At 52.0% G+C, this 24212-nt stretch carries 20 protein-coding genes; 6 read left to right on the top strand and 14 right to left on the bottom strand.

What is annotated here, in order from left to right; all coding sequences use genetic code 11:
- Positions 1-352: 352 nt before the first annotated feature.
- From EKM73_RS05420 to EKM73_RS05405, 4 genes are read right to left on the bottom strand one after another with little or no spacing between them, the layout of a single operon-like run.
- Positions 353-1015, bottom strand: a complete 663-nt coding sequence (locus tag EKM73_RS05420; RefSeq protein WP_125700962.1) for an ABC transporter permease — start codon at positions 1013-1015, stop codon at positions 353-355.
- Between the two features lie 2 nt (positions 1016-1017).
- Positions 1018-1947, bottom strand: a complete 930-nt coding sequence (locus EKM73_RS05415) for an osmoprotectant ABC transporter substrate-binding protein (protein WP_125700961.1) — start codon at positions 1945-1947, stop codon at positions 1018-1020.
- Positions 1948-1957: 10 nt separating this feature from the next.
- Complete coding sequence (locus EKM73_RS05410) at positions 1958-2584, bottom strand: ABC transporter permease (protein WP_125700960.1); 627 nt, start codon at positions 2582-2584, stop codon at positions 1958-1960.
- Positions 2581-3786: a betaine/proline/choline family ABC transporter ATP-binding protein gene (locus tag EKM73_RS05405; RefSeq protein ID WP_125700959.1), complete on the bottom strand. Its 1206-nt coding sequence runs from the start codon at positions 3784-3786 to the stop codon at positions 2581-2583. The genes EKM73_RS05410 and EKM73_RS05405 overlap by 4 nt, the downstream gene beginning before the upstream one ends.
- Positions 3787-4234: 448 nt before the next feature.
- Between EKM73_RS05405 and EKM73_RS05400 the strand changes: the two genes are divergently transcribed.
- Positions 4235-4705 (top strand): Rossmann-fold NAD(P)-binding domain-containing protein, encoded by a 471-nt coding sequence (locus tag EKM73_RS05400; protein ID WP_125700958.1) that lies wholly within the window; start codon positions 4235-4237, stop codon positions 4703-4705.
- Between the two features lie 249 nt (positions 4706-4954).
- On the opposite strand, the gene EKM73_RS05395 is transcribed toward EKM73_RS05400, so the two are convergent.
- The 8 genes from EKM73_RS05395 to purH all read right to left on the bottom strand — a co-directional run bounded on the left by EKM73_RS05395 (position 4955) and on the right by purH (position 16127).
- The gene (locus EKM73_RS05395) at positions 4955-6190 is read right to left on the bottom strand and encodes an MFS transporter (protein ID WP_125700957.1); all 1236 of its coding nucleotides are present in this window, start codon (positions 6188-6190) and stop codon (positions 4955-4957) included.
- Between the two features lie 200 nt (positions 6191-6390).
- Entirely contained in the window at positions 6391-7626 is a 1236-nt protein-coding gene (locus EKM73_RS05390) for an MFS transporter (protein ID WP_125700956.1), read from the bottom strand.
- A gap of 367 nt (positions 7627-7993) precedes the next feature.
- Positions 7994-8950, bottom strand: a complete 957-nt coding sequence (locus EKM73_RS05385; RefSeq protein WP_125700955.1) for a Dyp-type peroxidase — start codon at positions 8948-8950, stop codon at positions 7994-7996.
- Between the two features lie 200 nt (positions 8951-9150).
- Complete coding sequence (locus EKM73_RS05380) at positions 9151-10320, bottom strand: MalY/PatB family protein (RefSeq protein WP_125700954.1); 1170 nt, start codon at positions 10318-10320, stop codon at positions 9151-9153.
- Complete coding sequence (locus tag EKM73_RS05375) at positions 10320-11174, bottom strand: DUF3737 family protein (RefSeq protein ID WP_125700953.1); 855 nt, start codon at positions 11172-11174, stop codon at positions 10320-10322. Before EKM73_RS05375 ends, EKM73_RS05380 begins: the two co-directional genes overlap by 1 nt.
- A gap of 110 nt (positions 11175-11284) precedes the next feature.
- Positions 11285-13354, bottom strand: a complete 2070-nt coding sequence (locus EKM73_RS05370; RefSeq protein ID WP_125700952.1) for a hypothetical protein — start codon at positions 13352-13354, stop codon at positions 11285-11287.
- A 16-nt stretch (positions 13355-13370) separates the two neighbouring features.
- The gene (locus tag EKM73_RS05365; protein ID WP_125700951.1) at positions 13371-14387 is read right to left on the bottom strand and encodes a glycosyltransferase family 2 protein; all 1017 of its coding nucleotides are present in this window, start codon (positions 14385-14387) and stop codon (positions 13371-13373) included.
- Positions 14388-14594: 207 nt separating this feature from the next.
- Complete coding sequence (gene purH / locus EKM73_RS05360; protein WP_125700950.1) at positions 14595-16127, bottom strand: bifunctional phosphoribosylaminoimidazolecarboxamide formyltransferase/IMP cyclohydrolase; 1533 nt, start codon at positions 16125-16127, stop codon at positions 14595-14597.
- Between the two features lie 599 nt (positions 16128-16726).
- Here purH and EKM73_RS05355 point away from each other — a divergent pair.
- The 5 genes from EKM73_RS05355 (at position 16727) to EKM73_RS05335 (ending at position 22902) form a co-directional block, all read left to right on the top strand.
- Positions 16727-18076: a GH25 family lysozyme gene (locus EKM73_RS05355; protein ID WP_125700949.1), complete on the top strand. Its 1350-nt coding sequence runs from the start codon at positions 16727-16729 to the stop codon at positions 18074-18076.
- 23 nt (positions 18077-18099) lie between these two features.
- Positions 18100-18747: a hypothetical protein gene (locus EKM73_RS05350; protein ID WP_125700948.1), complete on the top strand. Its 648-nt coding sequence runs from the start codon at positions 18100-18102 to the stop codon at positions 18745-18747.
- Positions 18748-19404: 657 nt separating this feature from the next.
- A complete protein-coding gene (locus tag EKM73_RS05345; RefSeq protein WP_125700947.1) occupies positions 19405-20580 on the top strand; it encodes an AI-2E family transporter in 1176 nt (391 codons plus the stop codon).
- A gap of 180 nt (positions 20581-20760) precedes the next feature.
- Entirely contained in the window at positions 20761-22230 is a 1470-nt protein-coding gene (locus EKM73_RS05340) for an ABC transporter permease (RefSeq protein ID WP_125700946.1), read from the top strand.
- Between the two features lie 12 nt (positions 22231-22242).
- Entirely contained in the window at positions 22243-22902 is a 660-nt protein-coding gene (locus tag EKM73_RS05335; RefSeq protein WP_125700945.1) for an ABC transporter ATP-binding protein, read from the top strand.
- Positions 22903-23104: 202 nt separating this feature from the next.
- Here the strand turns inward: EKM73_RS05335 and EKM73_RS05330 are convergent, their stop codons facing one another.
- Positions 23105-23599, bottom strand: a complete 495-nt coding sequence (locus EKM73_RS05330) for a GNAT family N-acetyltransferase (RefSeq protein WP_125700944.1) — start codon at positions 23597-23599, stop codon at positions 23105-23107.
- Positions 23600-23614: 15 nt separating this feature from the next.
- Positions 23615-24067, bottom strand: a complete 453-nt coding sequence (locus EKM73_RS05325) for a MarR family winged helix-turn-helix transcriptional regulator (RefSeq protein WP_125700943.1) — start codon at positions 24065-24067, stop codon at positions 23615-23617.
- Between the last annotated feature and the right edge of the window lie 145 nt (positions 24068-24212).

Below are 24212 nucleotides of genomic sequence, written 5' to 3'. Positions count from 1 at the left end.
CATTCTTTGATTATACAAAAACATCCGTTGCCAGTAATCAAATTCGTTTGATTACCAACAACAGATATTTTAGAACCTAAATTTTAGTTTTGCCAATGGAAACATGCGGGCGATAAGTGGCCAGCCAACGACGTCTTCGAACTAACACTGTGTAAAGCCGCAGGGCCGGTGAAAATGGACTCAGCTGTGGGAAGACTCTTAGTGGCTTTGCCACTTAGAGTCTTGGTGGAGTTCAGACGCGGTTTATAGCGGCTGAACGCCAAGCCTAAAGACCGCACTTTGGCTTTAGGCGTCCGCCCTCAGCGTCCCGGTCCAGTTTTCACCGGCCCGAAGGCACTGACAGAGATCCAAGTTAGTTCTCTGAAGACGTCTTTGGTGTGAGGCGCTTTTCGATGAAGGAGAGGACCAGATCAGTGATGATCGCCATCAACGCGGTCGGCAGCGCCCCGGCCAGGATAATCGCGCCCCCGTTCGTGGCGTTGGTCCCGCGGACAATGATGTCCCCCAGACCACCGGACCCAATGAAGGACCCGATAACGGTAATCCCAATTCCCAAGACTAAGGCGTTTCGAATCCCGGCGATGATCACGGAGAGTGACAGCGGAATCCGAATGGTCTTCATGATTTGGAAACGAGTCATGCCCATCCCCTTACCGGCGTCCAGAACGTCGGGGTCGACGCTAAGCATCCCAGTATAGGTGTTCTTGACGATTGGTAGCAGAGAGTAGAGGAAGACGGTCGCAATGACCGTGTTTTGTCCCAGCCCCAGGCCCAACATCAAGATGGACAACATCGCCAGGGAAGGAATCGTCTGAATCACGTTGGCAATCCCGATGATGATTGGGGAGAGCTTCCGGTTCTGTGAGATCCAGATCCCAATGGGAATTCCCACGATGGCACCGAACAGCACCCCGTAGATGGAGACGAGGAACGTTTGGTTAAATTGACTGAGGACGTACATCCCGTTGTGCGAGAAGTAATAGATTAACTGACTGAATAAGCCCATGTCTTTCATGCCTAGTTCCCCCCTTCGAAGTAGTGGTGTTGCTTCAGAAATTCATTGGCGACCGTCTGTGGTTCTTCCAGTTGGTCGTCGACCTTATAGTTCAAGTCCTGCATGGTCTTCAGCGAGATCTTGCCGACCAAACGGTTTAAGACTGGTTTGAGTTCAGGGTGTTTCTTCAAGATGGCATCGGTAGCGACCGGACTCCCATCGTATGGTGGGAAGAAGTTCTTGTCATCCTTCAGCAACGTCAGGTCGTAACTGCCGACCCGGCCATCGGTGGAGTATCCCAGAATGGCATCCATCTTATTGGCTTCCAAGGCATCGTAGAGTAACCCAACTTGCATGGGGTAGACCGTGCCGAAGCTAAAGCCGTAATCCTTTTGGAAGGCGGGATAGCCGTCACCCTGACGGTTCTGCCAGATTTGATCGATGCCGACGCGCATGTTAGGCGCGAGGCGTTTCAGATCACTAACGGTCTTCAAGTGGTGCTTCTTGGCGTAACTCTTCTTGACCATCCAAGCGTAGGTGTCGGCGAACCCGTATGATTTGAAATAAGTCATGTGGTAGCGACTCTGGAATTCCTTGGTGACCGTTGCGTTGACGGTCTTAGGATCCCGCTCGAATTTCTCGTTCAAGATGGTGGTCAGGTCGGTCCCGTTGAACCGAATCGAGGAGATGTCGGCGTTGTCGTTCTTTAGGGCGTTAAAGCTGACATTCCCAGACCCCAGGTTGTTGACGATGGTCGAATCTAACTTCGTGTAGTGGCCGATCATGCCTTGAATCATGTAGGCCATGATCTGCTGTTCAGTCGTGTTCTGTGAGGCAATCCGAACGGTGTTATCGCCGGAACCACTCAGACCGGGCAAGCTGCACCCGCCGAGCGGTAAGAGGACGATCGCAACCAGGAGTCCGGCTAGCCATTGACGTAAATGTTTTCGCATGACGGACCTCCTATCGTAATTGCCGTGGTGTCACGGTGTTTTCAAGTTTACCTAACAAATAGTCCACGAGTAGGGCCAATAAAATAACGGGAATCGAGCCGCCCAAAATCAAGTCGGAACGGTAGAGGTTCAACCCGTTAAAGATAAAGTCACCCAGACCACCGGCACCAATGTAGGATGCCAGCGTGGCCCACGCGATAACGTAGGTCGCGGACAGCCGAATCCCGGACATGATCACGGGAGCGGCTAGCGGAATTTCGGCGCGAATCATCGATTGCCACCAGGTCATCCCCATCCCCTTAGCAGCGTCACGCACAGCTGGTGAGACACCTTCCATTCCAAGGTAAGTGTTGCGTAGGATAGGCAGTAGGGAGTAAATGAACAGGGCGACGATAGCTGGGGTAGACCCGATCCCGAAGATGGGAATCATCATGGCTAGCAGCGCCATGGCGGGGATGGTTTGTAAGACCCCGGCCAGTGTGATGACCGCGTTGGCCCCGTGTTTCATGCGGGTCAGTAAGATCCCAAGTGGCACGGCAACGATGATCCCCAAGATGAGGGCGGCCGCAGAAATGTAAAGGTGTTGACCGGTCTTATCGATCAGTTGCATGCCATAAACCTGTAAGAAGTGAATCATTGTGATGATTCGCCTCCTTCGTGAGTAGCGGCAGCGTGGATGTCAGCGTTGATTGGTGATGCTGGCTGTTCATCGCTAGCTGGGGCCCCGCGCAAGGCATCATAAACGATGTCGACTAACGCGGTTCTAGTCACGATGCCGACTAAGTGTTTCTTGGCATCGACAACGGGAACGTTTTTAACCCCCTGTTTTAGAATCCGGTCAACGGTGTCTCCGATGAGGGCATTGGCCTGAACGTAGAAGACTTCCTTGTTGGTAAAGCGGCTAACGGGCGTGGTGGCATCGGTAATCCGGTTGATGTCGTCCAAGTCAACGTAGCCTTGGAGCACGCCGTCCGTATCGGTAACCAGTAGCGTATCAACCCGCCGTTCATGCATCAGGTCGATGGCGTCATCCAGCGTCTTCTCAGGCGTGATGGCGGCAGGGTTCTTCAACATAATTTGACTAACGGAAAGAATGTTCGGTTGCGCTCTGATCAGTCGTTCCTCACCGATTAAGTTGGTGACGAATTCGTCGGCTGGGTGCCGCAGGATATTTTCGGGGGTGTCGACCTGGACTTGTTTCCCGTGGCTCATGATGACCACGCGCGTCGACAGGTGGAGGGCTTCATCCATATCATGAGTCACGAAGATGAAGGTCTTCCCGAGGTCTTCTTGTAAATGTTTAACCAAGTCTTGCAGAGACTCCCGTGTAATGGGGTCCAAGGCCCCAAACGGTTCATCCATCAAGATGATTTCTTGGTCGGCGGCCAGGGCCCGAACGACCCCGATCCGTTGTTGCTGCCCACCGGAGAGTTCGCCAGGGTAGCGGTTTAACATTTCTGCTGGCAGTTGTGCCAGATCAATCATTTTTTTCGCTTGTTCGGCCCGTTTTTCTTTGGACCAGCCGAGTAATTTCGGGACGATTTCAATGTTTTCTTGAATCGTCATGTGCGGCATCAGGCCAATGTTTTGAATCACATAGCCGATGGAACGCCGTAGCTTGACTGGATCCATCTTCGAAATATCCTTGCCATCAATCTTGATGGTCCCCGAAGTCTGGTGCAACATGCGATTGATCATCCGCATGGTCGTGGTCTTCCCAGAACCAGACGTTCCGATGAACGAAATAAATTCACCACGGTCGACTTCAAGGTTGAAGTCGTCGACGGCAATTTTTCCGTTGGGATATTCCTTACGTAGATGTTCCATTGAAAGTAGCATAGATTAACCTCCTGTGTAATGATGTCACACTTCCGGTAAAAGAGCCGGAAACATAGAAATAACGATCGGTGCGTCCAGTGGTACGTGCAAAGCGAAGCAACCCCGGGACCGGTCGTATTTGAAACGATAGGCTCTTGTGAATATAGCCATTGTACACGAAACCTTAACGTTTTCCAAAAGATAACAATTTTTAGTGTTGATAATCGGCAGGTGTGAAACAGCTTACGTTAGCTCTATAGCGCATAAATGCCGCTGCTTCGGCTTTTTTTGCCACTACCCGCTCCAAGCATAACATACTTAGTACGCTTTTTTATAAGAGACGACTTATTGAACCGGTGGAAACGGGCCTAAAATCCGGCTAATTTTTTTGTGAAAAAGGCTTGCCTTAGACCTACTCTAACCCCTTATAATCTTACTTATCAGTTAAATTGGAAAGGGAGTTACGAACTTGAAACGAATCTTGATTGCTGGGCCCCTAGACACTACCAGTCAGGCGTTTGTCCGCCAACTCAGCAAAAATGCAATGCTTGACTTAACCGTTTATACCCCTAGTGACGTGGCCCTACCAGCAGGGATTACCGGCTTCACGGGAGAAAATCTGGATGAAGGTGGCTTGAGTGCCGCCATGCTCGATCAGGACATGGTCGTGGCGTTAGCGCCCACCATTCATTTGACGGAAATCGTCCAAACCGTAATCACGGCGGCCCAAGCGGTGGCAGTGCCTCGCGTATTGGTCAGCCGGACCGATGACATCGAAGATCTACCGGGCGAACTCCGCGCGGCCCAACGAACCTTAATGGCATCCGGTATCGTAGCCGACTTGCTCGAAGGCTTGGGTAGCGTGAGCGCCATGTTAGGTGTGGCGCCAGTTCCCGCCGAAGCAGTGCCACTTTTGGATGAACAACGCTTCGCTGGCTAGGTACTATCCATCCACCTGCGACGGCCAGAGATTCCGGCTGCTGTGGGGTCGCCTGCGGCCTGAAAAGCGGTCCTTCGGCTCGGTTTGAATCCTGACAAAAAGCGTCAGTCTCCAAACCGAGCCGAAAGCCCGCTCTTGGGCTGTAGGCGATCCCCACAACGGCAGAATCCTTGGCAGCCGCAGGCGACAATTTAAACGAATATCATAAACACAAAGAACTCCGTTCACCATAAAGTGGACGGGGTTTTACTATTCCATAGAAGCTTGCGATGAGTGGTGTCGAATCTCCGGCGCGAACCACCATAGCAGCGCCAGGTTAACCAGCATCAGTAAGGCGGTCGAGAAGAAGACGGCGTTGTAATTAAAGATCCCGGCGAGCCAGCCACCGAGGAGCGCCCCCAGCATGTTGCCGATCGATTGAAACGACTGATTCCAGCTGAAGACGGTCGAGGTTAGTGTGACGGGGGTATTTTTCGTCAAGAGAACCTGAATCTCGGGGAAGAGGGCCCCATCTGAAATGCCGATCATAAAGCGCAAAATTCCCAGCATCCAGACGCTGGTCACGAAGCCTTGCGGGAAATACATGAGCGTGGCAAAGATGTAGCCGAACAATAGAACTTTCCCGGACCCGTGGTGATCACCGTAACGGCCGAGTCGTGGGGCGGCAATGATATTTGAAATTCCGGGGAGCGCGGCAATAATGCCAGCGACCACGGTGATTGGACCCACGTTGTGCATGAGTTCCTTGACGTAGAGGCTGATGATCGGTGAGATTGAGGTATTGCCGAACTGAACGAACATGGTCGAGCAGAGTAACACGATGATTAATTTGAGGTTAGGCACCATAGCCAAGCGGCTGTGACGTTGCGCTTGCTTGGGTTGACGTGGTACTGGTTTGAAGTCTTCCTTGACCAATACCCAGCTCAAGACGAAGGTCACGAGGAGCAGGCTGGCCGTTACGAAGAAGGTCATGCGAATGGAAAAAATCTGTGCCAGGACGCCACCAATGATGGGGCCTAACAAATTGCCACTGGTCCCGCCAGTCGTGAGAGTGCTGAGCGCGGCCCCAGAGTATTTTCGTGGCGTCTGAGCGGCAATCAACGCTTGGGCGTTGGGGATGTAGCCGGCAAAGATGCCTTGCAGGGAACGCAGGGCGACCAGCTGCCAGACGTTGGTGGCCAAGCCCATGAGGCCCATGGCCACGGCGATCCCCAGAGAGGTTCGCAGCAACATGAGCTTGCGGCCTTTGCGGTCAGCGACCATGCCCCAGAGGGGAGCAGCGATGGCCCCAACGAAGAAGTCGGCGGCGTAAACCAGGCCACTGTACATGGTGACTTGGGCTTTGGTGTAGTTGCCCAGGCTACTAACGTATAACGATAAAAATGGCATAATTTCACTGAAAGCCATGCCAACGATGAACGAACAGAACCACAGAATGTGAAGGTTCCGCCGCCAAAGTTCATGGTCCGTATCAGTTTCACCCACAATGGGTCAGCTCCTTAACGCAAAATGTTGCGAACATGTCATTAACATACCGCGCAAACTGCGAATGGTCAATGGATGTGGGTAACTTTTTTGCGCGCGCACGGAATCGGGTGCTTATAGTAGACTGAAACAAATAAAAACGGCCAGAATCGAATTCTGGTCGTTTTGTGTGTCAGTATTTAAATATTGCTAGATTAGTTTTAATCGTTGGCCACTTGAATCTGGGGCTTCCGAATTTCCGGAACCAGCCACCAGACGAGCGCGAGGTTGATCAGCATGAGTGCCGCAGTGGAAATGAAGACAGCATTGTAGTTGAAGACCCCGGCGATCCAGCCGCCGAGTAGCGACCCCATCATGTTCCCAATCGACTGGAAGGATTGGTTCCAACTGAAGACGGTCGAGGTCAGCTCGACTGGTGAGTTCTTGGTCAGCAGTGTCTGAATTTCGGGGAAGAGGGCCCCATCGGAAATCCCGATCATGAACCGTAAAATTCCGAGCATCCACACGCTGGTGACAAAGCCTTGTGGGACGTACATGACTGTCGCGAAGATGTAGCCAAACAACAGGACTTTCCCGGACCCGTGTTGATCTCCGTAGCGTCCTAGCCGAGGGGCGGCGATAATGTTGGAAATCCCCGGTAGCGCGGCGATGATGCCGGCGACCACGGTAATCGGCCCGACGTTGTGCATGAGTTCCTTAACGTACAGACTAATAATAGGAGAAATCGAAATGTTCCCGAACTGTACGATCAACGTTGAGGACAGTAAAACCAGAATCAGCTTGGGATTAGGGAAGGCCGCCAGCGGATTGTGCAGCCGCTTTTGGTTGGGATCGCGAACGACCGGCTTGAACTGTTCTTCCACGAAGATCCAACTCATGAAGAAAGTCAGCAAGAGCAGGGCCCCGGTGATAAAGAAGGTCAGTCGAATCGAGAAGATCTGCGCCAAGACCCCACCAATGACGGGTCCCAGCAACATCCCACTGGTGACCCCGGTCATTAAGGTACTGAGGGAGGCCCCGGAATGTTTCCGCGGTGTCTGTGAAGCCACGAGGGCCTGGGCGTTGGAAATGAAACCGGCGAAGACCCCTTGCAGGGCACGCAGGGCGACTAACTGCCAAACGCTGGTGGCAAAGCCCATTAGGCTCATGGCCACCGCCATCCCGAGGGATGACCGAAGCAGCATCAATTTCCGCCCCTTGCGATCGGCGACCATGCCCCAGAGTGGAGAGGCAATCGCGCTGACAAAGAAGTCGGCGGCGTAGACGAGCCCACTATACATGGTGACCTGTGATTTGGTGTAATTCCCCAAACTGCTAATATATAACGATAAAAATGGCATGATCTCACTAAAAGCCATACCGGCAACGAACGTACAGAACCAGAGAACATGGAGATTACGACGCCATGGCCCCTGCGCTCTTTCAGCCTCGTCCAAGATGAGTCAACTCCTCAGTGTTTAGATTGATTGGTGAGATTACCCCAGGTAACGCAAACCAATCGACATTAAAATCTTGATGGCAACCCCACTAACATACCCTCTTAAAGCCGAAAGGTCAACGAAGATTGCTTATTTGTATGCGCTCGCAATGGTTTAGTAGCATGCGGTAGCCGGAATTTGAAATTATTTAGTGGCGTTTGAAATTGCGTGAGAAATTGACAGTGACTTGGTTTGACCGATGCAACTACGAAAAAATCTCCCGAGCCGGGAAGGGCCGCGAGAGATTTTTTTGCGATTATTAGCCTATTGGTGAAAAGTGGAATGGAGGTGGAACTTTCGAGAGTTATGGGCGACAATTTTCGTCTCATTCAACTGGGAACAAGTCACCTTCTGCGATGCGTTCCAGCAGTGGCCGTGAGGGAATGAAGAAGGCGTTACCCGTAATGGGCGTGCTGAAGTCGAGGAGCCGGTCACTCTGCGTGAACATATTTTCCAGCATTCGCTGGGTCACCGTGAAGTGGCGGGCATAGCCGATGAAGTAGGTGCCGGCGATACCTTCACCCGGCTTGGCATAGGGCACATTCATGCGGACAATCTTGTGCTCGATGCCATCCGTATTGTCTTGCGAGGCCAAGTTGTGGGCGTTGGTCAGCTTGTCGTCATCGTCGAGCTCCCGGTCGGAAAATTTATGCCGACCGATGGCTTTCTCCTGGTCCTCGGTGTGTAGCGCGTTCCAAGCATCCATGTTGTGCGTGTATTTCTGGGCAAAGGCGTAGGAACCGTTGGCAAACTCGGGGTCCTCGTCACCAATCAGGGCATATTCGGCAGCATCGGCTCCAGCCGGATTTTCCGTGCCATCGATGAAGCCGATAATTGCCCGGCCTTCAAAGTAGCGGAAGCCGTGAGTCTCGTCGACCACCGTCGTCCAGTCACGTAGAAATTCTCGGGCTTGGTCCATGACTTCGAAGACGACGGCCATCTCCTTAGCCCGGACGTGCATGAACAAATCGCCTGCGGTTGCCGGTGCTGTGTAGCGCGGCCCGTTGATCGGTGTGAAATCGACCAGTTCTTTAGGTTGACTCGCCGTGGGAAAGAGCAGGCGCCAAGCCGTGGCCCCGAGGCCAAAGGCGACTTTGAGCTGGGCATCCGGGTAACGAATGGCCATGCTACGCTCGATGGCTGCGAGTCGGTCGACGAATTCGGCCAGGGCATCGCGGTCTTTGGCGATATCCTCGCGGTCAATTAAGTAGGTCGTGAATTGAATGTTTTCACCGGCATCACGGTAGACATCTTGGGCGGCGCTGGGATTGATGGTTGTCATGGTTACGTCCTCCTCGTTGTGGTTGACATTGTTATTACAACCAGTATAGCAAGGATGACGGGAAAACCAGCAGGCGGGGTCTTGTGAAGCTTGGGGAAAGTTGCCTGGGATAAAAAACGCGCCTAGGAAAAATCCTAGACGCGCGGGCTGTATCGCCATGCTAAAGAGTGATGGACAACGCGAGACATCACCCATTTAGCTTAGTTAAATTTTTTAAAATCAGTTATCCCAGCGACTAACCGGTCCAAGCCGTCTTGGAGCCGTTCAGCTGGGCAGGCGACGTTGATGCGCACGAAGTCGTGACCATCGCCGCCGTAGACGGAACCAGCCGTGATGAAGAGACCGGTATTCTTACGGATGAAGTCACACAGGGCTGTCGAATCCGCGGTGACTTCGGAACAGTCAATCCACACGAGGTAGGTGGCGTGACCGGTGATGACGTGCAACTGTGGTAACTTTTTAGCAATCAGTTTTGTTAAGGCTTGCTTGTTCGCTGTAATTTGGGCGTTGAGTTCGTGCACCCATTCCGCGCCAGTGGTGTAGGCCGCAATACTCCCATCGATGGCAAAGGCGTTGGGTTCAGCCAGCTCGTCGGTGTTAATCCCCCGATCGACGATGTTCCGTAGATTTTCATTGGGGATGATTAGCGTGGCGGCGTGGAGGGCGGCCACATTGAAGGTCTTGCTGGGTGAAACGGCAGTGATGCTGTTATTCGCACAAACGTCGCCAGCGGCGGCAAATGGCGTGTAGCCGTAGCCTGTTTCGGTAATATCCCCGTGAATTTCATCGGCGAAGACGACCACATGATTGGCGTCGGCTAATTCCCCGATACGTTTTAACTCGTCGGCCGTCCAAATCTTGCCGACTGGGTTGTGCGGATTGCAAAGAATCATCATTGTAGTGACTGGTTCAGCCATCTTAGCGGCGAGGTCGTCCCAATCGATGTCGTACTGACCATCGTGATACTGCAGGTCACTTGAGAGAACGTGGCGGCCATTATTGACGATTGAATTATAGAAGATATTGTAGACCGGAGCCTGGACCAACACATTGTCGCCAACGTGACTGACGCGGCGCACAGCCGATGAAATGGCAGGAACCACGCCGGTCACGAAACGCATCCAATCGGTGTTGGGTGCCCAGTCGTGTTCGGTCGCGTACCAGTGCTGAACGGCTTCAAAGTAAGCGTCGGGTACTTCTTCGTAACCGAAGATGCCGGTGTCCGCCTTGCGTTTGATAGCGTCAACGATTCCGGGTGCGGTGCGGAAATCCATGTCCGCCACCCACATTGGCAGTTCGTTTGCGGCCACGTCCCATTTGACGGAATTCGTATGCCGCCGGTCAATCATTTCTGAAAAATTATAACTCATTATGCAGAAGCCTCCTGAGTAGTTGAAATAATGGTCTGCGTCGGGTCAATGGCGGGGTCATCAAAGATAACCTGACCGATGGCCGGTGCTGTAATTTTACCATTAATCGGGTTCTTCACGCTATCGATAGCCGTGTTGATTGTGGCATCGATGTCGGAACAGTACTCAAAGGAAAGATCCGTGTTGATCAATGAACAGTTACGTAAGGTCAAGTGGTCCACGTAACAGAGGCCCTGATCACTTTCCAGCCAACAGTTGACGAAGGTAATGTTCTTGGTGTTCCAAGCTAAATACTCGCCGATGATGGTGGAGTCGTAAACGGTCACGTTGTCGCAGTTCCAAAAGGCATCGTGAGTGATGAAGGTTGAGTTGTGGACTTCCACATTTTTACTGCCATCGAAGGCGTAATTACCGTTGATGGTCAGATTGTTAGCGACGACGTTTTCACTGTTCATGCCGAAGTAGTCGCCGGTTGCGGTCACGTTGTCGAGCGTGACGTCTTGGCACCACCAGAGCGTCTCGCCGGCGTTGGCAAAAGTCACGTCATCCAAGTGGATGTCTTGGGCGTGGCGGAAGGTCTTAGTGGCCCGAACGACACTGTGTTTCATGGTCAGATCCTTGGTGTACCAGATACCTGCGTGGGCATCTGGCTGCCAAGTCGTGTGGTCCAAGCTAGCGTGGTTGGTGTACCACAGTGGGTACTTCCATTTGAAAATAGTGTGGTCGATGGTCACGTTGTTGGCGTGCTTCAGGGGAGATTCGCCGTCGACGAAGGTACTGTTTGTAATATGGAGATCGTGTCCCTGAAACAGGGCCCGTTCACCAGTTAATGTTTGTTGGTTGATTTCTTTCAAGTTTTTGGCTCCTTTTAAAATACGTCTGCTGGAATTAAGTCGGGAATTTTACCCATGTTTCCATTCTAGTACCTTAGAGCCACTCGAAGGCAAGTTATTTGGTCATTTTTTTAAATATGGCGCCGATACCAGTAGAAACGGTCGATAATTACCAGGCCACCGAGCCACAGCGTCCCGATGATCAGCCAGAGCTTGCTGGGAGTCAGAATGGGACTTACGCTACGCTGGTCGATGAAGAAACGCAGGTATTGGTGGGGATGCGTGGTGAGTGGCTGGTCCAGCAGTGGATAGGATGCTGGGGCCGTGCCTACCTTTTGTGGCGTGAGACTTGTCGCCTTGAGGGTCAGGGTGTAACGACCAGCTGGTAAGGGGTGCGGTAGGTTCTGTGCCAGGCTGACCCGTGTACCACGTGTCTGCCAGACGAGATTACCGGTAGCCGTTCGAAGCGTGATGACACCAGTGAAGGGATCACCGTTATTGATTAACACGTGATTAAAAGGCAATGGGGCCGTGAAGGGCTGCGTCAGCTGTTGATTTTGTTGGAGCCGGACCTTGTGATTCTGGTAGTAGCGGCCCTCGTTTTGACTGACCACGCTGACGGGATGATTCCTGGGTTTGGTGACCAGGTCGTAGTTCTGCCAGGCACCGAGTCCCAGGGCTGCGGTGAATCCAATGGCTAAGCCGAGCGGTAACCAACGTGATCGTTGCGACCAGCGCAGGAGATTCAGTGGTTGCCGATAGCCCGCGGCGGTGCCGGCGATAAGCAGGGGTAGTAGTGGTAGGGCATACCGTTCCTCCGACTCCCAAAAAATTACGTGGAAGCAGGCCAGACCGATAATGAAGAGACCGCCTAGAAGGTAGCCCGTGCTGAATTTTCGCCGGCGAATCTGTTGAATCCCCCATCCACAGTTGACGATGAGCAGGGCTAGGTAGTTCATCTGACACCAGTTGGCAAGGAGCCAGTCGATGGTGTTGCGGTGCTGACGATACCAGTTGGGTGCACGATCATAGGCCGGGGAGATTTGGAAACTATCGAAGGTTCCCGTCGCCAGAAATAACTTGGCCTTGCGATAGAGGTGATGGATGATGCCGCTGGGCCCAAGCTGCTGCAGGTAAGCCTTAAAGTTAGTCTTCGCCTGAGTTTGCTTAGCAGTAGCTGTGGGTTGTCTCATGATCAGACCAACATCGTGGCGATTGTATTGCCCGTAATACGCTGGATTCCAGCTCATGGCGATCCAACTGGTGGCCGGTAGTGCTTGGTCAGGGTTGGCCTGATAGCCAGCGGCCTGCTGTGCGGTTCGATTGCCGACTGTACCACCAGCCAATAGTGCGAGTAACAGGAGCGTAACCCAACTGCGCGTTAGGAAGGAATGGGTCGTGGCGTTTGGCAACAGCCAGATAATCAAGATAGTTGCGATAATGAGGACAATAAAATTAGCTTTTAATAGGTAGGTTAGGGTCAGGATGATTCCTAGTCCCAGAGCCCGAGGCACGCTCTGACGCCAACTGGTGGTCCGTAGCAGGCCACGCACAAGGGCGATGGTGAGTAGTCCCATGGGTAGAACGTAAGTGTCGCTGTACGTGTTGAGGGCATAGGCATAGAGGGGAATTGTCCCCAGAACAATGCCTAAGAAGAGGTGGCCACGGGCCGGATTCTTCTTGGTTAGGACGTACCAGACCGCCAACAGGCCACAGTCGAGCCAGACAAACTGGACGAGGTTCAACCATATGCCGGAGTCGATACCCAGCCAGCAGCCGATTTTCAGGAGGCCACTCAGCAGTAGGGTGAAGCTCACATTGTTGGGATAGGTGTAGAAGTAGTTGGTCCAATGGGTACTACCCGCCAGCAACGAAACGGCCTGTTGATGAACGAAGTATAGGTCGGCTCGGGGGGCAGAAATCCAACTGATGGCGACCCAAAGTTGAATGGCCAACAACAGCGTCCAGAGGCCGAAATTGAGGTAGCGATGCTGCGTCTTGCTGAGTCGATGGAACCAGCGGAAGGCTAATCCCACGCCCCCTAAATAGATCCCGGCGCCTAGGATAATAATCAGCGGAGAGAGCCAGTCGTGGTCGATCCGAAAGGTCACAGGCACCAGGCCAGCCAGGACGCCAGTCAATAGGAACATTAAACTGATGAGACCGCTGAGACCAGTGGTAAGATGCCGTCGGATTGCCATAGTAAGACTTCCTTAGTTAATGAGATGAGTGGTCGCGAGTCAACGGGACCACAGGTTGTGCGGGCGTAAATGCTGAAGAATAAGTGTCGGATTGAATAATGAAACGGGGCCGGTGCTTAACCTCGGTGAAGGTTCGGCCGACGTATTCCCCAATGATGCTGATAGCGACCAGTTGAAAGCCGCCGAGAAACCACAGGGAAGCCATGATGGAACTCCACCCGGTGACGACGGCTCCGCGAATATGCTGAATTAAGATCCAGAGCAGCACCAGAAATGCTCCGCCACAGATAAGCAATCCCGCATAGAGTACCGCACGAATGGGCGCAACGGAGAAGGATAGAATCCCATCGAGGGCGAAACGAATCATTTTACGCAAAGGATATTTGGAAACGCCGGCCTGACGCGGTTGGCGCTTGTAATACAGCTTGGTCGCGGGAAAGCCTAGTTGTGGAATGATGCCGCGAATAAAGGGATGAGATTCCTGACAGCTCATAAGAGCGGCCACGGCGCGTTGGCTCATGAGTCGAAAGTCGGAGTGATTGGGGATGAGATCGACGCCTAACTTTCCCATGAACCAGTAGAAGCCTTGGGCTGTCGTGCGCTTGAACCAAGTGTCGGTCGACCGGTCATTGCGGACGCCGTACACGATATCAAAGCCCTCGCGTGCCTGTTCAATCATCCCAAAAATCAGTTGGGGATCATCCTGTAGGTCGGCATCGATCGTGACGATGAGGTCGGCGTGATGCTGTGCGGCCTGCATGCCGGCCATGAGGGCCGCCTCTTGCCCGTAGTTGCGACTGAACTTCAAGCCCGTGTAGCAGGTGTCCTGTTGCCGTAAGTCGGTAATCAAAGCCCAAGTGCGATCCTGACTGCCATCGTCAACGAAAAGAATTTTACTGTCAGTGGTCACTTGCTGATGGTCCGTTAGTCGTTGCAGAATGCGCCGCAGAACGGGCGCACTGGTCGGCAGAACAGGTTCCTCGTTGTAGCACGGCACAACGATGGTGAGACGTGGAATCACGGAACTTTTCATAAACAATCACTCCCCCAGAGATTGATAGTTATTTCTGAGTTTGATGATAGACCGGATAACTCCATTATGGGGCTATTGGTGTTTAAATCAAACGACTTTTTTCGGGTGATTAACTATAACGCAGGCCGTAAAATGGCCGCCGCAGGAAACCAATTGGTGGCTGCGACGACCATTTTGATGGTGTCGGAATTTAATTTTTACGTCAGGTTAGTGTCGGAAGTGGCGATTGCCAGTGAAGACGAGCGCCACGCCTAAGGAATCAGCCATCGCGATGGAGTCCTTGTCGCGAATGCTACCACCGGGTTCGGCGATGACTTTAATCCCGTGTTCGGCGGCGTATTTGACGCAGTCATCCATTGGGAAGAAGGCATCAGAGACTAAGACGGCTTGGTCAAAATTCGGCTTGACTTCGGCCTTGCCGACCGCAATCTTCACGGCGTCGATCCGATTCATTTGCCCGGGCCCAACGCCCAACGTCTGGTCGCTAGTATTGACCAGAATAGCGTTACTCTTCACGAACTTAATGGCTTTGAGGCCAAAGGCGATTGCGTCGAGTTGTTCCGACGTCGGCTGCGCATGACTGACGGTTTGAAAATTAGCTGGGTCGTCGCGCACGTCATCGCGTTCCTGACGCAGCAGGCCACCACGGATACTGATGATTTCATCGGCTTCTGGTGCCTGGGCGGTCGTAAAGTCGACGGTCATTAGACGCAGATTCTTCTTTTTGGCCAACAGATCATATGCGTCGTCGTCAAAAGCGGGGGCGATGATGATTTCTAAGAAGAGTTGATGCATTTTGGTAGCGGTGGCGAAGTTGACCGGGCGATTCAAAACGATGATGCCGCCAAAGATCGACATAGAGTCGGCCGCGTAACATTTATCCCAAGCGCGTTCAAGAATGGTGTCGGAGCCAATACCGCATGGATTCATGTGTTTGAGGGCGACCACGGTTGGCTGGGTAGAAAATTCGCGAATCAAGCCCAGTGCGGCGTCAGCGTCCTTGATGTTATTGAAGGAGAGCGGCTTGCCGTGTAGTTGTTTGGCTGCGGCAATTGAAAATGGCGCCGGTTGACAGTCGGCGTAAAAGGTCGCCGTCTGCTGGGGATTTTCGCCATAGCGGAGGGCTTGCTTGCGTTGGTAGGTCAGCGTCAGGGTATCTGGCTTAGCCTCATCCGTCAGGTAATTGGCAATGACGGCATCGTAGTGGGCAGTGTGGTGGAAGACTTTAGCTGCCAGGTGTTTGCGAAAACGCATGTCGTCACTGTGCCCATCAAGCGCCAAAACAACTTGATCGTAATCGGCCACATCACAGACGACTAAGACATCGCGGTAGTTCTTGGCTGCTGCCCGAATTAACGAGGGGCCGCCAATGTCAATCTGTTCAACGGCGGCCGCCAATGTGACTTCGGGGTCACTTATCGTCTCCGCAAAGGGATAGAGGTTCACGCAGACGAGGTCGATCGGCGTGATATCGTGATCGGCGAGCGTTTGCAAGTGGTCTGGGTCTTCGCGCCGCGCAAGGATACCGCCGAAGACCCGGGGGTTCAACGTCTTGACCCGGCCATCTAGCATTTCGGGAAAGTGCGTCACGTCCTCAATCGGTGTGACGGCGATGCCAGCGGCATTGAGCGCCGTTTGGGTGCCACCGGTTGAGACAATTTCAAAGTGATGAGCAATCAGGTCTTGGGCAAATTCAACAATCCCAGTTTTATCGGAAACACTAAGCAAAGCACGGCGCATAAGCGAGACCTCCTAGAGTAATTTATGTTAGTCCCATCATACGTGATTTTACATGAACAATCAACGGGAACAAAATATAAATATTCGCATATTAGAGAAAGAAAACAAGAGCTGATTTTACATACAATAGTCACTAGTAACCATATATGTCACGGTAAAGCATTAAGCATAAACAGCTATTGGACTGATTGCTTGTGAGTCGGCATAATATCAAATGGCTTATAAAAGACGAACTTTACCCAAATGCAATCACCACGCGAAAGTACCGAGTCACTTTCCAGCTTTAGAAGCTTTCGGCATCCTTCACAAACTAAGTATTCGTTAGATTTTAACGGTTGAGAATGCCAACGATTTTGCTACAAATAAATGTCGACTGTCGTTGGTTTAACGGCGTTCCTGTAATAAATATAATTGTAAAGTCAGGTAATGAAACTGCAATCCCCTTGTTATCGAACGCACATTTTTTTCAGTTACTGTTAGTAAGAGCTTAAAAAATGAGGTGGTGAGCAGCAAGCAAAGGGGAGTTGTGGCGCGGGGAGTTAAACGCCGATTTCTAAAGGAGTAGGGCACACCAAATTTTAAGTAGGGAAGTGCCAAGTATGTCGAACAAGCATCGTTGGGCCAAGCGGTTAGCGCAGTTGGTCGTGGCCACTAGTGCCTTGATTGGGATTGCGTGGGGCGAGCAGACCGTTGCCAATGCCAGTACGTTAGCCATTCCGGATATTTCCGAGTGGCAGGGAAAATTAACGGCGAGTCAGGTTTCAAATTTGAAGAGTCAGGTTTCCTTTGTGATTAACCGACGGCAATACGGGTCGTCCTACCAAGACCTGTATGCCACCAATAACACGGCGCTGTACGTGAAGTATGGCATTCCATTTGGGGAATACGACTACGCTCGGTTTACCAGTGCGGCCAGTGCCAAGCAAGAAGCCAAGGATTTCTATAATCGTTCGAATAAGAACGCGTCATTCTATGCTTTAGACTTTGAAGAAAATGATGTGACCTCGGGAACCACGAATGCTGCGGTCAAGGCGTGGTACGATGAGATGCGGTCGCTGACAGGTAAGAACTTAGTTTTCTATTCGTATCAATCGTTTGCGACCTCATATGCTAACACGGCGCGGCAGAGCTTTGATGCGCAGTGGATCGCCAACTATTCTTATACGCCAACGATTTCATATGCTTTGTGGCAGTATACCGATCACAATTACTTGTCGGCGTTGAGTGAATACACCGATAACAGCAAGGCGGTTACGTCGGTTCACCCCATCAATTGGTGGACGGATAGTGTGTCGACAGCGTTATCGAGCGTGACCTACGCGTACAGTGGGTATAAAGCGGGTCAGCATATTTATCTACATAACAATGCCTCTAAATATGCAGATGGCACTAAGATTGCTCAGGCCGACCGGCAGAAATTCTACAAGATCTCTAAGGTCAAGAGCCTGACTCAGTCGAAATCCAAACAAGCCCTATACATCAGTGATCTAGGCAAGTGGGTCCTTTCACAGGACGGTACGGGTTATTTTGTAGGGCAACACGGCTCCTATACGTTAAAGCACAAGTTGAATCTTTATTCAGATTCTGGTCTCACCAAGAAGACGGGAAGCTACTACGTATCCGGTGACACGGTGGCCGGTAAGCTGGTCAAGGCGCCGAGTGGTAAGTCCTATCGGGTCAAGACAAGTCTCGGGTATTTATCCGCTAACGTGCAGTTTATGACGCCGGCCTACTATGAATCCCTGAGCTCTACCAAGACGATTAAGACCAAGAAGAAAGTCTACGAATACAAGAAGTCTTCGTTTGCCAAGTCTAGTCGGTCAACGGCCGTCTCTAAGGGAACCAAGCTGAAGGTGACTGCCGTTAAGAAGCGGTCTACCGGGTCACGGTACTTCGTCCTGAGCAATGGCAAATACGTCACGGCTTTGAAGAGTTACGTTACGGAATAAATCACGAAAGAAGCTGAATAAATATGCAACGGAAAACAAAGATCATTACCGCAGTTACGGTAGCCATAGCAGCCATCACGTTGGGATCCGGGACGGTTATCGAGATGCACGCTGCCAATGACGTCGGCAGTGTGAGTCAGACAACTGCGCCTAGCACGGTGACCGCCGACAGTACAAAATTAACCGCCGATAGTACCAGCGGCACGAAACAGAATTACACAGTCAAATACGCTGATAAAGGCACGGGTGACCAATCCGCGACCCTGCAAAAGAAGACGTACGGGTCCGCCAATAGCGCAGAGAATCAAGTGGATTATGTGGGTACCAATACCGAGGGTGCTAGGGTCAAACTGAACGGGAGCACGACCGCAGTGGTTCAAGGTGTCATGGGTCACACCTACGTGCACTGGAACAAGGGCGACTGGTCGGTCACGGCGGTTGCCAGCAACGCCGACGAGACCGGAACGCCAACGCAGTTTGCCAAGCAAGTCAACAAGCAGATCACGTCGTCCAGCCTACCCAAATCAGCCGATACCGGGGCTATTACGGTCTACAGTGGTACTGAAAAGGACGAGGCCAATTCGGTCAGCTGGCAGAACGGTAAGCAACTCTACACGGTCAGTGGCAAGACAGCGGCCAGCACGGTTAAATTAGCCCAAGACGCAGATTAGCATCGATCAATTTAATCTCTACAGCGCCTCCAGACTGGTGAAAATGGACTGGAACGCTGTGGGCGGGCGCTGAAAGTCACAGAGCGGTCTTTCGACTTGACCCTGAGCCTATGAACCAAGTCTCAGGGTCACCAATTCTCTAAGCGGCCAAGGTCGCCGCAAAGAGAATTCCCACGGCTGAGCCCATTTTCACCAGTCCTGCGGCTGAGATAGATTAAATGATCCATGCTGTTGGTCAAATTTAACAAACGAACGGGCTATTACAAACGGTTGTCTGAACCTCACAGTAGGGGAGACAACCGTTTTAGTTTGCAATCAATCAGGAAGTAGCTAGATGTGGTGAAAATCATGGCGTGTATCATTTTATAGCCGGAGGCAGTCAGGGATGTAGCCGGCCGTGACGATGACCTTAGCTGACGAGTTTTGTCAGGTTAGGTCATAGGACGAGCTTGGAGACGCTGGTCTTTGCGGCTTCAAGTCGAGGTCCAAGACCACTTCTCAGGCTTGGACCGGTCCACAGCAGGCGAAATTCCTGACTGCCGCAGGCGAATGGAAAACACCGAGCGATGATTTTTACCAAAACCCAAGCGTCTGGACTAGTCAACGGTGCCGTTCCGCCGTACACTAGGAGAGAAAACACAGCAGGGAGGGGTCAGCTTGAAGAATTTGCGTCAACCGGAATCGGGATTTTCCTGGTTCTACCAGCGTTTCTTGAATAATCACATCACGATTTTGCTATTAAATATTTTTCTTTTATTGTTAGTTGTTAACGAAATTGTTCAAAACGCTGGGCTTTTGGATCCGATTTGGAAGTTTGCCAGCATTACCATGCCAGCCATCGTGGTGGCGGGGATTCTGTTCTATGTGTTAGATCCGTTCGTTCACTTGATGGAACGGCGACTACATATTCGCCAGGGATTGGCGATCACGATTGCCATGTTGGTGGCCGTTGGGGCCATCGTCCTGATTTTTCTCAATTTGATTCCGTTTCTCGCTAAGCAAGCGGCTGGGGCCGTGAGCACGTTACCTCAGTTTGCCAACGATATGCTAGTGAAGTTGAATCATCTCAATCAGGTTCACCACTGGATATCCACTGATAATCTGGATCAAGTCAACCAGCGAGTGACCACGTACTTTTCTAAGCGGGGCTTGAACCTGTTGACCGGGACGCTGACCTCGATTGGGAATGTCGTGACGACCGTCAGTGATTGGGTCATCACGATTATTACGGCGCCATTGGTCCTGTTCTTCATGCTGAAGGACGGCTCGCGCTTCCCCCATTACGTGAGTCAGGTCGTGCCCACAGCCTACCGGGAGCGTTTTATAGTTATGTTAGACCAGATGAACGTCAAGGTTAGTTCCTACGTTCGTGGGCAATTGACCGTGGCACTGTGCGTGCTGATCATCTTTACCACGGGTTATTCCATCATTGGCTTGCGTTACGCCCTGTTGATCGGGCTATTGGCGGGGCCCCTCAACCTAATCCCTTACTTTGGGTCGGCCATCGCTTTGATTCCGGCACTGATTATCGGGGCCATCACGAGTCCGTCAATGTTGCTAGGGGTCGTCATCGTCTACCTGATTGAATGGGTCCTGGAAACGCAGGTTCTGTCGCCCCTCATCATGGGGAACAGCTTGGCCATGCATCCGATCACCATCGTCTTCGTGCTGTTAGCGGCCGGGAAGATGTTTGGTTTAGTCGGTGTGATCTTTGGGGTGCCAGGATTCGCCGTGCTAAAGGTACTGGTGACCACCGCCTTTCAATGGTATCAGGAATACTCAGCGCTTTACCCGGACGTCTTCCCACCGGAAGATAAGCTGGGTGAGCCTTAACAGTTTATTAACACCATGATTAACAAATAAATTAGTCACAAACGGCGGTGTCCTGCGGGATGCCGCCGTTTTGGGGTGGACTGAGTGCTATCAGTTAATACTGTAAACCCCAGCACTTTAGGTTTGCGATAAGCCAGCTTTGCCATAATCAGGACATGTTATGAAATGGAGGCGACTCGAATGAATTTTTTCAAACGGGCCTGGTTAAATGTGTGGGCGAAGAAGGGCCGGTCAGTCTTACTGATCCTGGTCTCGTCCGCCATTCTCATGTTTGTGTTAGCAGGTCTACTGATTAGAAGTGCGGCGGTCAAGGCAACGGAGACCGCCAAGACGGATGCTGGTGCAACGATGACGCTGTCGGCCAACCGGCAGGCGGCATTTAAGAAGATGCAGAGCAGTAGTTCCAGTAGCTCTTCGAAGTCCAGTCGGCCCAAGCTGACACTGACGCCGGTTAAGTTGAGTGATGCCAAGAGTATCGCGAAGCTCAGCAACATCAAGAACTACAATGTGACCAGCAGTACTACGGCGAATGCGAAATCCTACGATACGGTCTCGACCAGTACGGGGATGGGCGGTAACAGCAGTGGCGGTCCTGGCGGCATGAAGTCCACGAGCAGTTCATCCGGCGATACCCAGATTGATGGGGTCACGTCGACGGCATTGACGACGGACTTTACTGACAGCCAGAGCAAGATTACCAAAGGGCGCGGTATCAAGGCGTCTGACAAGGGAACCAACAATGTCGTGATCGAAAAGGAACTGGCGAGTCAAAATAATCTGACGGTTGGCGATACCATGACCATCAAGGAGACGACGGGGTCCAAGAGCACCCTCAAGGTGAAGGTTGTCGGAATTTACAAGGCCAGTTCGACCAGCTCGGCCAGCGCGGGGCCAATGAGCACCGATCCTGCCAATACGATCTATGCATCATACACCCTGGCCAACACGATTAAGGGTAGCAAGTATGCGGGAACGGCCGATTCAGTGACGTTTAACGTGACGAACCCTGCCAAGGCGAGTGCGACCAAGAAGGCCGGTAATAAGTTGATCAGCAGTAAGTATTCTCTGAGTACCGATGATTCTAGCTACCAATCGATTAAGGCCTCGATGAACAACGTGGAAGGCTTTGCCAACAAGATCGTTTGGTTGGTGGCGATTGCCGGTACGATTATTCTGGCCCTAATTGTTATCCTGATGATTCGCGAACGGCGATTTGAAATCGGTGTGCTGCTGTCTCTGGGTGAAGCGCGCTGGAAGATCGTCGCCCAATTCTTTACGGAAATGTTGATGGTCATCGTGATTGCCCTAGCAATTGCCGGTGTTGGTGGCAAATTTGTGGGGAATCAATTGGGATCACAACTGGTCTCACAGAGTACTACAACGCAGACGACCAGTAGCGGTACGTCTAGCCAACCTGGTGGCGGTGGTCAACCTGGCGGTAGCGGCGGTAGTGGCATGCGTGGCGGGGCCGGTGGTCCTGGCAGCACGACCAGCAGTGCTAAGACGAAGAACCCTGATCTGGAAATTGCCGTGAGCGCCGTCGACCTGGCAGAACTAGGTGGCTTTGGTTTGGCCATTACGTTCCTGTCAATCATGATTGCCTCCGGTGGCATTCTCAGACTGGAACCGAAGAAGATACTGATTTCCTAAGGAGGGACGCAGATGTTAAGAACTGAAGGCCTGGGTTATTGGTACCAGGATAAAGAACAACCCCTGTTTCAAGATATCAATCTCGAATTCGAAGAGGGCCAATCCTACGCGATTCTTGGCCACAGTGGGACCGGGAAGACGACGTTCCTCTCGTTGATTGCTGGGCTAGATAAGCCACGCGAAGGCGATATTTTTCTCAATGACCGGTCGCTGAAACAGATTGGTCTGACCAACTATCGGCGCCATGACGTTGCCATTGTGTTTCAGGCATACAACCTGTTTAATTACATGTCCCCGTTGAACAATCTCCTGACAGCGATGGCCATCACGGATGCCAGTCATGCCGGGGATCGGGGCTATGCGCAGCGGGTACTCAACGATCTGGGGATTGGGGATGACCTCATCACGAGAAACGTTCAGCGGCTCTCCGGCGGGCAGCAGCAACGGGTGGCCATTGCCCGGACCATGTGTTGCGATGCCAAGCTTGTCGTGGCCGATGAGCCGACTGGAAATCTGGATGAGGATAATACGAAAGAAGTCATCGATCAGTTCCAACGCATCGCGCACGAGCAGCAAAAATGTGTGATCATCGTGACCCACGAACCTGATGTGGCGGCCCGTTGTGACCACCAGTACCGGTTGGAAAATAAGCAGTTTGTGCGGCTGGCCTAAACGTAGGAAAGAGTGGGACAAAAGGTGGTTAGCCAGCGAGCATTAAGGCTGATAACCGAATAATCCCGGGCTTGGATTGTTTGGTTATCAGTTTTAAGCGGAACTGTCTGCCTTTTGGCGCACGTTTCGATCATATAAAGTGGCACAATAAAAGGCCTGGAATTTTTCCAGGCCTTTTCGTATGTTCCAGGTTGAAACAAGCTTACAGGGATTTTTCCATCAGGTAGTCGGTCTGAGGATCATCACCCAGCTTGAATGTGTGGGCGCCGTAACGGTGATAGCCCATGAATTTGTAGAAGGCTAAAGCGTTGTCGTTGTGTTCCCAGACCCCTAGGATCACCTTGGGCAGGCCGGCATCGCGAGCCACCTGTTCGGTGAACTCGAGAAATTGGCGACCGAGGCCGTGGTGCTGGAAGCCTTCGCGCACGTAGACCCGTTGAATTTCAATATCGGTTGCGTGGTGGAGGAGCTTGCCGTAGCCGGCGAGTTCGCCATCGACTTGAAGAAAGTAGAAGGCGGCGGTTGGGTCGACGAGCTCTTGACTGAGTTGTTCGCGGCTGAGGTCGTGTTCCAGATAAGCATTGAGGTTCTCAGGGGTATTGACGGCCCCAAAGGTTGCGGTAAAGGTTTCAATGCTGACGTTCCGGAGTTGTTCTAGGTCGGCGGGGGTTACGGGAGTGATGGTGGTATTTTTCATTGATCGACAATCCTTTCAGTAGTCACGGTGTTCGCCGTGTTTCACTTTAATCCAGTCGGAATTAATATTGGCTTCCACCCGTTTCAGATAAGTGGCGAGTTGGTCGCGTTCAGCTGGTGTGAATCCTTTGAGTGCGGTGGCGTTGGAATAGGCATTCTCGCGTTTGATGATGGGGTAGAGGGCCTGGCCCTTTGCTGTGAGAAAAATCTGTTTCTGTTTCTTATCAGTCGGGCTAGGGCGGCGTTCCAAGATACCGTTCTTCTCCAGCTTCTGAATGGCACGGGCCGCGGTGGTCTTGTCGACCCGGACAATCACGGCGAGTCGTTCCAGAATAATTCCCGGCGATTCGGCCACCCGAACCAGGTATAGATACTGGCCGCGATTCAGGTCGAGCGCCTTGAACTCAATGTTACTGATGCTATCGAGTGCCCGGGCGACAGTGCCAATCGGACGTAAAACCTCTGCCAAGCTGATGCACCTCATTTCATGATAAAAATGAGTATACGACGATTTAGTTGTAATTGCAACAAAATTCAAGATGTTGGTGAGGTAATTGGATGGATATACTGTTAAAATGACCAATGAGTAATTCAAAAATAAAAGAGGTCTTTGT

The sequence above is a fragment of the Levilactobacillus fuyuanensis genome (assembly GCF_003946395.1).
Taxonomy (GTDB): domain Bacteria; phylum Bacillota; class Bacilli; order Lactobacillales; family Lactobacillaceae; genus Levilactobacillus; species Levilactobacillus fuyuanensis.
The sequence above is the reverse complement of the archived record's forward strand: the minus strand, read 5'-3'. Positions and strand labels throughout refer to the sequence as shown.